The sequence below is a fragment of the Proteus terrae subsp. cibarius genome (assembly GCF_011045835.1).
In the GTDB taxonomy this organism is placed as follows: Bacteria; Pseudomonadota; Gammaproteobacteria; order Enterobacterales; family Enterobacteriaceae; genus Proteus; species Proteus cibarius.
Window position 1 is genome coordinate 1,093,014 of record NZ_CP047349.1, and the last position, 14,800, is coordinate 1,107,813.

Here is a 14,800-nt window from a genome sequence, read left to right on the forward strand (position 1 = left end):
CGGAGACTTAAATATGAAACTTGAATTTTCGATTTATCGTTACAATCCCGACGTTGATAATGCGCCGCATATGCAAGATTACACCCTCGAAGTTCCTGAAGGGCGTGACATGATGCTGTTGGATGCATTAATTCAGCTAAAGGAAAAAGATCCTACCTTATCGTTCCGTCGTTCTTGTCGTGAAGGTGTTTGCGGCTCTGATGGTGTGAACATGAATGGTAAAAATGGTTTGGCTTGTATCACACCTATTTCATCTTTACAGAAAGGAAGTAAGAAAATTGTGATCAGACCGTTACCCGGTTTACCAGTAATTCGTGATTTAATAGTGGATATGACCCAGTTCTATACACAGTATGAGAAAATTCGTCCGTATTTAATTAATAATGGCAAAAATCCTCCTGCTCGTGAGAACTTACAGTCACCAGAACAGCGTGAAAAGCTTGATGGACTTTACGATTGTATCCTTTGTGCTTGTTGTTCAACCTCTTGCCCGTCATTCTGGTGGAATCCAGATAAGTTTATCGGGCCTGCTGGATTGCTAGCGGCTTATCGTTTCTTGATTGATAGTCGCGATACAGAAACTGAATCTCGTCTTGATGATCTTAACGATGCGTTCAGTGTGTTCCGTTGTCATGGCATCATGAACTGTGTCAGCGTATGTCCTAAAGGACTCAATCCAACAAAAGCGATTGGTCATATTAAGTCAATGTTGTTAAAACGTAGTGCATAAAATAATAACCGCCCTAAAATAGTTAGGGCGGTTAATGGAAAAACTAAGTTAGACGTTTGCGGTAAAAATAGTAAGGCACCTTTAAACACTGTAAGACAGTGCTTAAAGGTTCCTTGAGAGCTAAAGCTCCATATTTAAAGAACCTGCGAGATAGCGGGTCATAAGAGAACCTTGCAATCGACACCGTTTAATCACGGTATTAGTTATCCACGGCGAACTAAAGCTGTATAGCTTAAGGGATCATAATGCAGAACGGCGCAATGAAGGACTGGCTAGAATCAACTTTTCTAGCAGGAGAGAATCAGTCTTACATAGAAGATATCTATGAAGATTACCTAACTGACCCAAACTCTGTTGACGAAAGTTGGAGAGAGATTTTTCAACAACTGCCCGCAAGTCAAGGCATAGAACAGTCGCATTCTCAAACCCGCGACTACTTCAGACGCCTCGCAAAAGAATCCACTCGATATCATACCTCGGTAAGCGATCCGGCAATGGACTCAAAACAAGTTAAAGTTTTGCAGCTCATCAATGCCTTCCGTTTTCGTGGTCATCAAAACGCTAATCTCGACCCGCTTGGTTTATGGAAACAAGAATCTGTTCCAGATTTAGATCCTGCTTTCCATAATCTAACTAAAGAAGACTTTGAAGAAACCTTCAACGTCGGTTCTTTTGCTATCGGCAAAGAAACGATGAAATTAGGTGATTTATATGAAGCACTGAAGCGCATTTACTGCGGTTCAATTGGTGCTGAATATATGCATATCACTAATACTGAAGAAAAACGCTGGCTACAACAACGTTTAGAATCAGTAAATGTTGCAGACCAATTCACTAAAGAAGAAAAGTTACGCTTCCTGACAGAGCTAACGGCAGCTGAAGGTTTAGAGCGCTATTTAGGCGCGAAATTCCCGGGTGCAAAACGCTTCTCTTTAGAAGGTGGTGATGCATTAGTTCCGATGTTAAAAGATTTAATTCGCCATGCAGGTAAACAAGACACTCGTGAAGTGGTTCTTGGTATGGCGCACCGCGGACGTTTAAACGTTCTGGTAAATATCCTAGGTAAAAAACCAGCTGATTTGTTTGATGAATTTGCGGGTATTCATAAAGAACATTTGGGAACGGGTGACGTTAAATATCACCAAGGTTTCTCATCTGACTTTGCGACTGAAGGGGCTCAAGTCCACCTAGCATTAGCTTTTAACCCATCTCACCTAGAGATTGTTAGCCCAGTTGTAATTGGTTCTGTTCGTGCTCGTCGTGATCGCTTAGATGAAGCTCGTAGCAATATGGTTCTTCCTATTACTATTCATGGTGATGCGGCCGTGACTGGTCAAGGTGTTGTTCAAGAAACCCTGAACATGTCTCAAGCACGCGGTTATGAAGTAGGCGGTACGGTTCGTATTGTTATCAATAACCAAGTTGGTTTTACGACTTCAAATCCAAAAGATGCCCGTTCAACACAATATTGTACTGATATTGTGAAAATGGTTCAGGCGCCAATTTTCCACGTTAATGCAGATGATCCTGAAGCAGTAGCTTTTGTGACTCGCTTAGCATTGGATTTCCGCAATACCTTTAAACGCGATGTTATGATTGATCTCGTTTGTTACCGTCGCCATGGTCACAACGAAGCGGATGAGCCAAATGCGACTCAGCCTCTGATGTATCAAAAAATCAAAAAGCATCCAACACCACGTAAAATTTATGCGGATAAACTGGTTGCCCAATCACTTCTTGATGCCAATGATGTGACTGAATTGGTTAATCTTTATCGTGATGCGTTGGATCGTGGTGACTGTGTTGTTGAAGAATACCGCCCAATGGGTCTGCATTCTTACACATGGGAACCGTATCTAAACCATGAATGGAATGAAGAGTATCCTCACAAAGTAGAAAAAGCACGCTTACAAGATCTTGCACGCAAAGTAAGCACTGTTCCATCAGAAATTGTGATGCAATCTCGTGTTGAGAAAATTTATGCCGACCGCGCTGTTATGGCAGAAGGTGAAAAACTACTCGATTGGGGTGCAGCAGAAACATTAGCGTATGCCACTTTAGTTGACCAAGGTATCACCATTCGTCTTTCTGGCGAAGATGCGGGACGTGGTACATTCTTCCATCGTCATGCGGTCATTCATAACCAAACAAATGGTTCTGTTTATGTACCATTAGCCAATGTTCATAATGCTCAAGGACAATTTAATGTCTGGGACTCTGTATTAACAGAAGAAGCTGTACTTGCGTTTGAATATGGTTATGCCACAACAGAACCTCGCGGTTTAACAATTTGGGAAGCACAATTTGGTGATTTTGCAAACGTTGCTCAAGTCGTTATCGACCAATTTATTAGCTCTGGTGAGCAAAAATGGGGTCGTATGTGTGGTTTAGTCATGCTGTTACCGCACGGTTATGAAGGCCAAGGCCCAGAGCACTCCTCTGCACGTTTAGAACGTTATCTGCAACTGTGTGCAGAACAAAATATGCAGGTTTGTGTGCCATCAACTCCGGCTCAGGTTTACCATATGTTACGCCGTCAAGCGTTACGTGGTATGCGTCGTCCACTTATCGTAATGTCACCAAAATCACTGTTACGTCATCCATTAGCGGTTTCTGAATTGGATGAATTAGCAAATGGTAAATTCTTACCTGTCATTGGTGAAATAGATGATTTAAAACCTGCTGATGTGAAACGTGTTGTGATGTGTTCCGGTAAGGTTTACTACGATTTATTAGAACAGCGTCGTGCTAATGAGCAAAACAACGTTGCCATTATTCGTATTGAACAACTGTATCCATTCCCACACGAAGATATTGCGCAAATTCTCGCACCTTATGCTCATGTAAAAGAGTTTATTTGGTGTCAAGAAGAGCCCCTGAATCAAGGTGCTTGGTACTGTAGTCAGCATAACTTCCGTGATGCTATTCCAGCAGGCGCAACATTACGTTATGCAGGACGTCCTGCATCAGCCTCTCCAGCAGTTGGTTATACCTCTGTTCATCAGGAGCAACAAAAAGCTCTGGTTGAAGACGCACTGAAAGTTGAATAAATAAGGATAGAAAATGAGTAGTGTAGATATTCTAGTACCGGATCTCCCTGAATCAGTTGCTGACGCATCGGTCGCAACTTGGCATAAAAAACCTGGTGATAGCATTCAACGCGATGAAGTGCTGGTTGAAATCGAAACAGATAAAGTTGTTTTAGAAGTACCTGCAAGTGAAGCAGGTGTTTTAGAAAGTATTCTTGAAGAAGAAGGCGCTACTGTTGGTTCACGCCAATTACTAGGTCGCATTCGTTTAGGTGATAGCACAGGCATTCCTGCTGATGTGAAACCTGCTCAAGATAGCACTCCAGCACAGCGTCAAAGTGCTGATATTGCTGAAAAAGGCAATAACGATGCATTAAGTCCAACTGCGCGTCGTTTAGTGGCTGAACACGATATTAACCCTGCGGATGTGAAAGGCAGTGGTGTAGGCGGACGTTTAACTCGTCAAGATATCGAAGGTCATGTTGCGAATAAATCAACTACACAACCAGTAGCAGAAGCTCCTCAGGCACTGTTATCTCACCGTAGCGAAAAACGTGTACCAATGACACGTTTACGTAAACGTGTAGCAGAGCGTTTACTAGAAGCGAAAAACACCACTGCAATGTTGACAACGTTTAATGAAATCAACATGCAGCCAATCAAAGATTTACGTGCTCAGTATGGTGAAGCATTCGAAAAACGCCACGGTGTACGTTTAGGCTTTATGTCTTTCTATATTAAAGCAGTTGTTGAAGCGCTGAAACGCTATCCAGAAGTGAATGCTTCTATTGATGGCACTGATGTGGTTTATCATAACTACTTCGATATTAGTATTGCAGTATCAACACCTCGTGGTCTGGTAACGCCAGTATTACGTGATGCAGATGCTATGAGCATGGCGGATATTGAGAAAAACATCAAAGCATTAGCTGTAAAAGGTCGTGACGGTAAGTTAACTGTTGAAGATTTAACAGGCGGTAACTTCACTATCACAAATGGCGGTGTTTTCGGTTCATTAATGTCAACTCCGATTATCAACCCACCACAAAGTGCCATTTTAGGGATGCATGCAATTAAAGATCGCCCAATGGCAGTAGACGGTCAGGTTGTTATTCTACCAATGATGTATCTGGCTCTGTCTTATGACCACCGTTTAATTGATGGTCGTGAGTCTGTCGGTTTCTTAGTAACCGTTAAAGAGATGCTAGAAGATCCAGCTCGTTTATTACTGGATGTATAGGTAATAAATATCGCTTTTAGGCAGGAGATGCTCCTCCTGCCTACTTAGCAACAGACACAAGCATCAAAGAAGTACAGTGTGTTCGTGAAGCCAGATTTCTCTGGCTTATAGTCAAAAAAATAAGAAAGCCCGACTTTCAACAAGATTATGGATAGAACATCATGAATTTACACGAGTATCAGGCAAAACAGCTTTTCACACGGTATGGATTACCAGCACCTGCTGGTTTCGCCTGCTCCACGCCGCGCGAGGCAGAAGAAGCTGCATCAAAAATCGGTCAAGGCCCTTGGGTCGTGAAATGTCAGGTTCACGCGGGTGGACGTGGTAAAGCGGGCGGCGTAAAAGTCGTTAAATCTAAAGAAGAGATCCGCGCATTTGCTGAACAATGGTTAGGCAAACGTTTAGTCACTTATCAAACAGACGCTAACGGTCAGCCTGTTACACAGATTTTGGTTGAAGCAGCAACCGATATCGCTAAAGAGCTTTATCTTGGTGCGGTTGTTGACCGTGGTACCCGTCGTGTTGTCTTTATGGCATCAACAGAAGGTGGCGTTGAAATTGAGAAAGTTGCTGAAGAAACGCCAGAACTTATTCATCGCGCAATTATTGATCCACTGACTGGCCCAATGCCTTATCAGGGAAGAGAATTAGCATTTAAACTGGGTTTAAAAGGCAAGCAAGTTAGCCAATTTGCTAAAATCTTTATGGGATTAGCCTCTATTTTCTTAGAGCGTGATCTCGCTTTAATCGAAATTAACCCACTGGTTATTACTAAAGAAGACGATCTGATTTGTCTTGATGGCAAATTAGGCGTAGATAGCAACGCGTTATATCGTCAGCCAGAAATGCGTGAAATGCACGATCCTTCACAAGAAGATCCTCGTGAAGCACAAGCGGCACAATGGGAACTGAACTACGTTGCATTAGATGGCAACATTGGCTGTATGGTTAATGGTGCGGGTTTAGCGATGGGTACAATGGATATCGTTAAACTTCACGGTGGCGAGCCTGCAAACTTCCTCGATGTAGGTGGTGGTGCAACAAAAGAGCGCGTAACTGAAGCATTTAAGATTATTTTATCAGATGAAAATGTCAGCGCTGTATTAGTCAACATTTTCGGCGGTATTGTTCGTTGTGACTTAATCGCAGACGGTATTATTGGCGCAGTTGAAGAAGTTGGCGTTAATGTTCCTGTGGTTGTTCGTCTTGAAGGAAACAATGCAGAGTTAGGCACAAAAAAATTAGCAGATAGTGGATTAAATATTATCGCTGCTAAAAGCTTAACGGATGCCGCGAAACAAGTTGTTGCAGCAGCGGAGGCAAAATAATGTCTATTTTAATTGATAAGAATACCAAAGTAATTTGCCAAGGCTTCACTGGTAGCCAAGGAACATTCCACTCTGAGCAAGCTATTGCTTATGGTACGCAAATGGTCGGTGGTGTTACGCCGGGTAAAGGCGGTACTACGCACTTAGGTTTACCTGTATTCAATACAGTACGTGAAGCCGTTGAAGCAACAGGTGCAACGGCGACAGTTATCTATGTACCTGCACCATTTTGTAAAGATTCAATCTTAGAAGCGATTGATGCAGGCATTAAACTAATTATTACTATTACAGAAGGTATTCCTACACTGGATATGCTGACTGTTAAAGTTAAGTTAGATGAAGCTGGCGTACGTATGATTGGCCCTAACTGTCCGGGTGTTATCACTCCGGGTGAATGTAAGATTGGCATTATGCCAGGTCATATTCACTTACCAGGTAAAGTAGGTATTGTATCTCGTTCAGGTACATTAACTTATGAAGCTGTTAAGCAAACAACGGATGTTGGTTTAGGTCAATCAACCTGTGTTGGTATTGGTGGAGACCCAATTCCGGGTTCTAACTTTATTGATATTCTGAAGCTATTCCAAGAAGATCCACAAACAGAAGCGATTGTGATGATTGGTGAAATCGGTGGTACAGCGGAAGAAGAAGCGGCTGCTTATATCAAAGATCATGTCACTAAGCCTGTAGTCGGTTATATTGCTGGTGTAACAGCGCCTAAAGGCAAACGTATGGGACATGCGGGTGCAATTATTGCTGGTGGTAAAGGTACTGCAGATGAGAAATTCGCTGCCCTTGAAGCTGCAGGTGTTAAAACAGTTCGTAGCTTAGCCGATATCGGTGAAGCGATTAAATCACTGATCAAATAAGTAACAATTCTGTTAATAATTTCAGATTGATACTATCTCGAATGTCAGTTTCTAAAAAAGGAGCTGGCATTTTTTATTTTTAGTTTCATTTAAAAAGCTATATCAATAGTTAATATTGTAATTAACACATCAATATCCTACCTGAATTTATTCTAATAAACTGTTTTATATTGTTTTTTTTGAAAATTGATCTGTATGCGAAATATTATTTCTCTATTTATTAACGTTCTTGTGACGCCTAAAAGTAATGATATAAGCTATGAATAGATACCCTAAATTGTTAAAAATAATATTTTAAATGCATGTTTTTAGTAAAAAAGAGCATTAACAGAAAAAATGATCACTTATTTTATGCTGTTCGCAATATAGGTACTTCTATAAATATCGTAATAATTAGCTTTAAACCTGTACTAGGATCACGCTGTAACACTGATTTTTACTAAGAAAATAGACTTTTAAACATGTTAATGAATGTATGAGGAATAGGGGAGATAGGGTCTTTAATGGCAAAAAATATCTTTTTATTATGTTAGAACATCAAAATGACGATTAAAGGGGAATTATGATCTCCTTATTACTATAAGAATCGATAATAAGAAGTTGGTTAGTACCTTGAAAATCACTTTGTTTGAATACGAAAACACAATGAAAGATTTTTTTATTTTTTCTTGCTATCTTTCAATGAATGACTTGCTTTTTTTATTATCTTATTGATTATAATGATATTTTATTTTTCACATTAATAGCAATTTTACGTTCTATTTGTTAAGTACAGATTTATTGCATTTCATTTATCTAGAATAAAAGAGAAACTAAAAAATAAATAATATTAAAAATTGACAATCAAGATTGGACTTTTTATATATATTTATTAGATAAAATAATAGAGTGATTTTTTTTATATTTACATTTTTGTAAATTTCAACTTATTAATTAATAGATTATTTTTTTAAAATATTTATTATTTACCTGCAAAAAAATGGAATTGATATTAAAATTAATAAAACACAATTAAAAGTGTTTATTTTTAAGTCTTTTATGAAAATAAAAAGTTAATTTTATTATGGAAAATATAAGGAGGTAAATTACACTTAAAAATAAAAACAACATCGCATTAACACAATGGTAACTATTGGGTAATTTATTCGCAACTAGTTAACATTAAAGTGTTTTTTTGATGTGGGTCAAGTTATTAATTGTGGCAAAAATTTCTGAATATGCTTAAATTGGCACACGATCAAATATGCTGTTACAAACCTAAAAGTCGTATTGTTGACCTAAGCTCAGAATTCAAATCTGGGTCACGCAAAATATATTTATTATATGTAAATATAAGCGTACTATTTGTAAGGTATTGTGTTTTTGGTCTTTAATATTCGTTGTTGTTTTTAGAGGCATTTATTGCTGGTAGTTATGAGGCTTTATAATTTAATAAAGTCGGGTTGCCGCAAGTCGGTGTCTTCCTGCTAGGAGCAAGGAGTCAAGATGTTTGATATTGTCGAACTGTCACGGTTACAGTTTGCCTTAACAGCAATGTATCACTTCCTGTTTGTCCCATTAACGCTGGGTATGGCGTTTATGCTGGCAATCATGGAAACGATATATGTTCTGTCGGGTAAACAAGTTTACAAAGATATGACAAAGTTCTGGGGTAAGTTATTTGGTATTAACTTTGCTCTGGGTGTCGCAACTGGGTTGACCATGGAGTTCCAATTTGGTACTAACTGGTCATATTTCTCTCATTACGTCGGTGATATCTTCGGTGCGCCTTTAGCAATCGAAGGTCTGATGGCGTTCTTCTTAGAATCAACTTTCGTTGGATTGTTCTTCTTTGGCTGGGATCGCTTAGGTAAGAAGCAGCACTTGATGGTAACTTGGTTAGTTGCTTTCGGTTCTAACTTCTCTGCTCTGTGGATCCTTGTTGCGAATGGTTGGATGCAAAACCCTGTCGCTGCAGACTTTAACTTTGAAACCATGCGAATGGAAATGTTGAGTTTTGCTGATCTGGTTTTAAACCCTGTCGCTCAAGTTAAATTTGTTCACACCGTTGCTGCTGGTTACTGTACTGGTGCATTCTTTGTTCTGGGTATCAGCTCTTACTACCTGCTCAAAGGTCGTGATATCGGTTTTGCAAAACGTTCTTTCGCAGTTGCTGCTACTTTTGGTATCGCTGCTGTATTATCTGTTATCGTACTGGGTGATGAATCTGGTTACGAAATGGGTGACGTACAGAAAACCAAACTGGCTGCAATTGAAGGTGAATGGCATACAGAAGCAGCTCCAGCTGCATTTAATCTGATTGCATTCCCTAACCAAGAAAAAATGGAAAACTCGTTTGCATTACAAATCCCTTATGTCATGGGTATTATTGCAACACGTTCTTTCGATACGCCTGTATTAGGTCTTAATGATCTGATGGGTCAGCATGAAGTTCGTATTCGTAACGGTATGAAAGCTTACGAATTATTAAGCGAATTACGCGCAGGTAATACTGATCCTGCTATTCGTGCTGCATTTAATGACGCTAAACAAGATTTAGGCTACGGCTTACTACTGAAGCGTTATACTGAAAATGTTGTCGATGCAACAGAAGAACAAATCAAATCTGCTGCAAAAGACACTATTCCTAATGTCGCACCACTATTCTGGTCATTCCGTATCATGGTTGCCGCAGGCTTCCTGATGTTACTGGTTGTTGCGATTTCCTTCTGGACAGTTCTGTCTAACCGTATTGGTAACTATAAATGGTTACTACGTGCTGCTCTGTTTAGTATTCCATTACCGTGGATTGCAGTTGAAGCAGGTTGGTTTGTTGCAGAATATGGACGTCAACCATGGGCGATTGGTGAAATCCTGCCTACGGCTGTAGCAACTTCTTCACTGACACAGGCTGATATCCTAGTATCTATGGGTCTTATCTGTGGTCTGTACACACTGTTCCTAGTTGCTGAAATGTTCCTGATGTTCAAATTTGGTCGCCTTGGGCCGAGTAGCCTGAAGACGGGTCGCTATCACTTTGAACAGAAGACAGCTTCTTCTCAAAGTAAGTAACACAGGAGTCCACTATGTTTGATTATGAAGTATTGCGGTTTGTTTGGTGGCTACTGGTTGGTATCTTACTGATCGGATTTGCGGTCACCGATGGTTTTGATATGGGTGTCGGTGTGTTACTACGCGTTATCGCGAAAGATGACACTGAACGCCGTATTTTAATTAACTCTGTTGCACCTCACTGGGATGGTAACCAAGTATGGTTAATCACAGCAGGTGGTGCATTATTCGCTGCATGGCCAATGGTTTATGCTGCGGCATTCTCAGGTTTCTATTTCGGTATGATCTTCGTACTGGCGGCATTATTCTTCCGTCCAGTAGGCTTTGACTACCGTTCTAAATTAGAATCACCAAAATGGCGTGGCATGTGGGATTGGGGTATCTTTATTGGTAGCTTCGTTCCACCATTAGTTATCGGTGTTGCTTTTGGTAACCTGTTACAAGGTGTTCCATTAGAAGTCGATAGTATGCAACGTGTATCTTATAACGGTACGACTAATGCGCTGATTAATCTGTTAAGTCTATTAAACCCATACGGCTTACTCGCAGGTGTTATTAGTTTAATGATGATCGTTGCACATGGTGCAAGCTATCTTCAAATGCGTACTACTGGTGAGTTACATGAGCGTACTCGTAAAGCAACTTACATTACCTCTTTAATCACTTTCGTTGCTTTTGCATTAGCAGGCGTGTGGTTAATTTATGGTATTGATGGTTTCGTTATTACAAGTGCTATTGATACCGCAGGTCCTTCATCTCCACTGCTGAAAACAGTTTCTCACGAAGCTGGTGCTTGGATGAATAACTACAACAACTATCCAGTATTATGGGCTCTGCCTGCATTAGGTCTGTTATGTCCTTTACTGGCGATTGTTGCAACTAAAGCAAATAAAGGTGGTTGGGCATTCCTGTTCACTTCACTGACAATTGCTTGTGTTATCCTGACTTGTGGTGTGACTATGTTCCCATTTGTGATGCCTTCAAGCACTTTCCCAGATGTGAGCTTAACAATGTGGGATGCAACTTCTAGCCTGTTTACTCTTCAGGTAATGACAGTTGTTGCGATTATCTTCGTACCTATCGTTCTCCTTTACACCATCTGGTGTTACTGGAAAATGCATGGTCGCCTCGATAAGAAATTTATCGAAGGCAATAATCATACTCTGTACTAAGGAGCATAGAGAATGTGGTATTTTGCATGGCTTCTCGGAACGCTCTTCGCTTGTAGTATTGCGGTGATCGCAGGACTGGCTTTCGAGCACGCTGAAGCGAAAAAAACTTCAGAAAGTGAAGAATAATGTTGGATAAAAGCTACCAACTACTAGACAAGGGCCCTATTAGGGCTCTTGTTTTAATCATGGCGTTGGTAATGGCATTTTGTGTCATGTGGGATCCTAGCCGATTTGCAGCGAACACCAGTTCACTAGCAATTTGGCAAGGGATCCTTCTTATTTGGTCTGTGTGTGCTGGTGCAACTTTTGGTTTAGCATTTCGCCCTAAACATGTTGTCGCAAAATGTTTATTACATCCAATCCCTGCAATTATTATTTTAGTTGTTGGGCTAAGTTACTTTTTCTTCTAAGAAAATACCTTATTTCTGCTCAGTGTATGAGAAAGAAATAAGGTATTTTATCTCCTAACTATTTCTTCTAAATTCTCTCTCACATCTAGCGTTATAGCTGGATATTTTCTTTTAAGTAATCAATAAAGAGACGTGTTTTTCTTGGAATATATTCGCTATAAGGGAAAATAATATTAACGGATTGTGTTAACAGGGAAACATCAGGAAATAGTACAACTAATTTTTTTTCTAATAACTCTTGTTGAATGTACCAATGTGGCAAAATAGTCATCCCAGAGTGTGCGAGTACCATTTTTTTTAATGCCACAATGGTATTGGTCTCAAAATAAGCATCTTGAGCTAACTGAGAGAGTAGGGTATTAAATTCGGAAGATGATGAAAGCTTACTTTGACGTAAATTACTATTTGCTAAATAAGGAATAGCGCTCAAGTCGTCGATAGTTTTTATTGAGAACTTCTGCAATAAATCAGGAGAGATAACCAAATTTATCTCATAATCAGCCAGTTTTGTAGATCGGTAATTGCTGTCTTTTAATGTGCCAAGGCGGATCACGAGATCAAGTTTATGATTTATTAAGTCCTCAATGGAAGAATTAAACGCATACTGCACTTTTAGCTTTGGATGTAATTGCATAAATTGATTAAGTAACGGCAAAATATAGTGTTCACCAAATTCCGCAGTCGAACTTAGCCGCAACGATCCCTGTAATTCTTGATGTCCTAATCGTGCCTTATCCAATGTTTGTTCTAACTGACTTAACACGAGGCGGAAATCTTGATAAAGCATTTCACCTGTTTCAGTGAGTGAGAATCGTCGCGTATTACGATTGAGTAATGACGAATCCAATTCTGTTTCTAATGCTTTGATATGAATACTTACCATCGATTTACTTAGGCGTAAATATTTTGCTGCTTGAGTAAATGATCCGGTGTCAACAACCGCAATAAAAGAGCGAATTCGATCAATTTGGTTTTGCATGATTGTTTACTCTGATTAAACAATAAATTCTATTTTGTCAGATAGACGAAATTCGTCAATCTTCCGTACTCTATGCGCGGAGGATTTTTATGACTTACCGCTATCGAATTGCATCTATATTTCTGCTGGGCTTCTTTATAGATTGTATTAATATTTTTATGTCAGCCATTGCATTACCTGCAATTGCCGATGATATGCAGATCTCTATCGTTTCTGTTACATGGGTTTCAAATAGTTATATTTTGGGATTAACGTTAATTATTCCATTGAGCCACTGGTTATCCCAACGTTTTGGAATTAAAGCATTGATGGTAACGTCAATGTTGATGTTTAGTCTATCCGTTGCATTAGTGGGATACTCCCACTCTTTTAGTGAACTTATTTTTTGGCGTTTTATTCAAGGCGTGAGTGGTGGATTGTTAATCCCAATAGGGCAAGCATTAACCTTTCAATATTTTCAAGGATATGAGAGAAGTAAAATCTCTACGCTAATTATGGCAATAGCTTTAATTGCACCTGCAATATCGCCAACATTAGGCGGATTTATTGTTGATGTTGTTTCGTGGCGTTGGGTTTTTTATAGCAATATTCCATTCTCATTGTTAACCGCATTTCTAGCTTTTATCTGGGTAAAAGAGCCTTTACCTAAAGAAAATTCTATGCCTGATATTAAAGGTATCATTCTTATTAGTCTGATCATTGTATCTGGATTGTTCGCGTTATCTGCTTATGGTGAATACCACTCAACATTATTTGCTTTAGTGATTGCCGTATTCTCAATAATTTTTGCTGTACTTTATTATTACCATTATCGACACCATTCATCACCGGTTATTAATTTAGCATTATTAAAAAATAGAAATCTATCACTCTCTATTTTTATTTATTACTGTATTCCCGGTGTTTTTACTGGAGTAAATATTCTCGCTATTTTTTATTTACAACAATATTTAAAATTTACAGGTCAAGGTACGGGTGTTTTTATGTTGTTGTATGCACTGGGTGCTTTTATTTCAATGACAATAAGTGGTGCGCTTTATAATAAATTAGGAATGAAACGCTTATTTATTATTGCATTGCTATTACATAGCATTGGTATTTCTTTATTAATATTTATAAATAGTAGTAGCGATATACTATTACTTATTATTGCTTATCTAATTATTGGTATGGGGGGCGGGATTGGCGCTAACACCGCACAAACCACGGCGTTGTATGATTTTGGTGCACAAAAATTAGTTCAAGCAAGTGTTATTTGGAATATTAATAGACAGGTTGTTTTTAGTGTCGGGGCAACTATGGTTGCTATGTTATTTAATATTCTTTCTCTTTTTTATTTACCACAAACAGCTTATAGCATGACTTTTTTAATATGCGCATTAATAGGCATATTACCTCTTATTTTATTATTTACATTAAAGAAAAAAGTTATTACGCAGGAAATACAAGATGAATATTAATATTGACTCAATTATAGAAAGCATTAAATCTTTGCATGACGAGATTGAAATGGTTTTTACGCAATATCCCCTATCAGTCGATGCTATTACAAAAATAGAAAATCTTTTATCTCAAGAGTTTTCAATGGTAGGGATCAGTGGAAAAGTAGTGAGTTATGATGATGTTATCGCAATGTTCAGACAAAATGCAGGAAAAAGAAGTGGCCTGAAAATAAAAACAGACAATTATAAAATAATTTACCAGTCCGATTGTTTGGCGCTTGTCAGATATCAAGAAACACACAGTGAAAATAAGAAAATTCTTATACGCGAATCTGTGGCATTATTGAGACGCAATTCTCATGATGAGTGTTGGCAGTGGCACTATCTTCATGAAACACCAATCTCAAATAATTGATTGATTTATATGAAAAACCAGTTTTTTAACTGGTTTTTTTCTGCCATTAAAAATAATACTACTAAATAAGACAATCTATGAATTTCTAATTAGCAAGCATTTTTATGCTGTCTTAATAAAAATATTTTTTCTATT

12 protein-coding genes are annotated in these 14,800 nt (G+C 38.8%); 11 read left to right on the plus strand and 1 reads right to left on the minus strand.

All coding sequences use genetic code 11. From position 1 onward, the window contains the following. The first annotated feature begins 13 nt into the window (after positions 1–13). The 9 genes from GTH25_RS05010 to ybgE all read left to right on the plus strand — a co-directional run bounded on the left by GTH25_RS05010 (position 14) and on the right by ybgE (position 11,829). Complete coding sequence (locus tag GTH25_RS05010; RefSeq protein WP_006537662.1) at positions 14–730, plus strand: succinate dehydrogenase iron-sulfur subunit; 717 nt, start codon at positions 14–16, stop codon at positions 728–730. 245 nt (positions 731–975) lie between these two features. Continuing rightward, complete coding sequence (gene sucA / locus GTH25_RS05015) at positions 976–3,780, plus strand: 2-oxoglutarate dehydrogenase E1 component (RefSeq protein WP_075671645.1); 2,805 nt, start codon at positions 976–978, stop codon at positions 3,778–3,780. 13 nt (positions 3,781–3,793) lie between these two features. Further along, a complete protein-coding gene (gene odhB / locus GTH25_RS05020) occupies positions 3,794–4,999 on the plus strand; it encodes a 2-oxoglutarate dehydrogenase complex dihydrolipoyllysine-residue succinyltransferase (protein WP_075671647.1) in 1,206 nt (401 codons plus the stop codon). A gap of 161 nt (positions 5,000–5,160) precedes the next feature. Then, positions 5,161–6,327, plus strand: coding sequence for an ADP-forming succinate--CoA ligase subunit beta (gene sucC, locus GTH25_RS05025; protein ID WP_075671649.1), 1,167 nt, complete (start codon positions 5,161–5,163; stop codon positions 6,325–6,327). Then, positions 6,327–7,196 (plus strand): succinate--CoA ligase subunit alpha, encoded by an 870-nt coding sequence (gene sucD, locus GTH25_RS05030; protein WP_006537657.1) that lies wholly within the window; start codon positions 6,327–6,329, stop codon positions 7,194–7,196. Before sucC ends, sucD begins: the two co-directional genes overlap by 1 nt. A 1,485-nt stretch (positions 7,197–8,681) precedes the next feature. Beyond that, the gene (gene cydA, locus GTH25_RS05035; RefSeq protein ID WP_075672720.1) at positions 8,682–10,247 is read left to right on the plus strand and encodes a cytochrome ubiquinol oxidase subunit I; all 1,566 of its coding nucleotides are present in this window, start codon (positions 8,682–8,684) and stop codon (positions 10,245–10,247) included. A 14-nt stretch (positions 10,248–10,261) separates the two neighbouring features. Next, positions 10,262–11,419, plus strand: a complete 1,158-nt coding sequence (gene cydB / locus GTH25_RS05040; protein ID WP_075672721.1) for a cytochrome d ubiquinol oxidase subunit II — start codon at positions 10,262–10,264, stop codon at positions 11,417–11,419. A gap of 12 nt (positions 11,420–11,431) precedes the next feature. Further along, entirely contained in the window at positions 11,432–11,545 is a 114-nt protein-coding gene (gene cydX / locus GTH25_RS05045; RefSeq protein ID WP_066751769.1) for a cytochrome bd-I oxidase subunit CydX, read from the plus strand. Continuing rightward, entirely contained in the window at positions 11,545–11,829 is a 285-nt protein-coding gene (gene ybgE / locus GTH25_RS05050) for a cyd operon protein YbgE (RefSeq protein WP_075672722.1), read from the plus strand. The genes cydX and ybgE overlap by 1 nt, the downstream gene beginning before the upstream one ends. A gap of 91 nt (positions 11,830–11,920) precedes the next feature. Here ybgE and GTH25_RS05055 read toward each other — a convergent pair whose 3' ends face one another. Beyond that, positions 11,921–12,808, minus strand: coding sequence for a LysR family transcriptional regulator (locus GTH25_RS05055; protein ID WP_156733110.1), 888 nt, complete (start codon positions 12,806–12,808; stop codon positions 11,921–11,923). 89 nt (positions 12,809–12,897) lie between these two features. On the opposite strand from GTH25_RS05055, the gene GTH25_RS05060 reads away from it, so the two are divergent. Together GTH25_RS05060 and GTH25_RS05065 are read left to right on the plus strand one after the other, a co-directional pair. Next, positions 12,898–14,268, plus strand: a complete 1,371-nt coding sequence (locus GTH25_RS05060; RefSeq protein WP_164530362.1) for an MFS transporter — start codon at positions 12,898–12,900, stop codon at positions 14,266–14,268. Further along, positions 14,258–14,665 carry a DUF4440 domain-containing protein gene (locus GTH25_RS05065; protein WP_099659818.1) on the plus strand — a complete coding sequence of 136 codons (408 nt, stop codon included), beginning with the start codon at positions 14,258–14,260 and terminating at the stop codon, positions 14,663–14,665. The genes GTH25_RS05060 and GTH25_RS05065 overlap by 11 nt, the downstream gene beginning before the upstream one ends. Positions 14,666–14,800 lie beyond the last annotated feature (135 nt).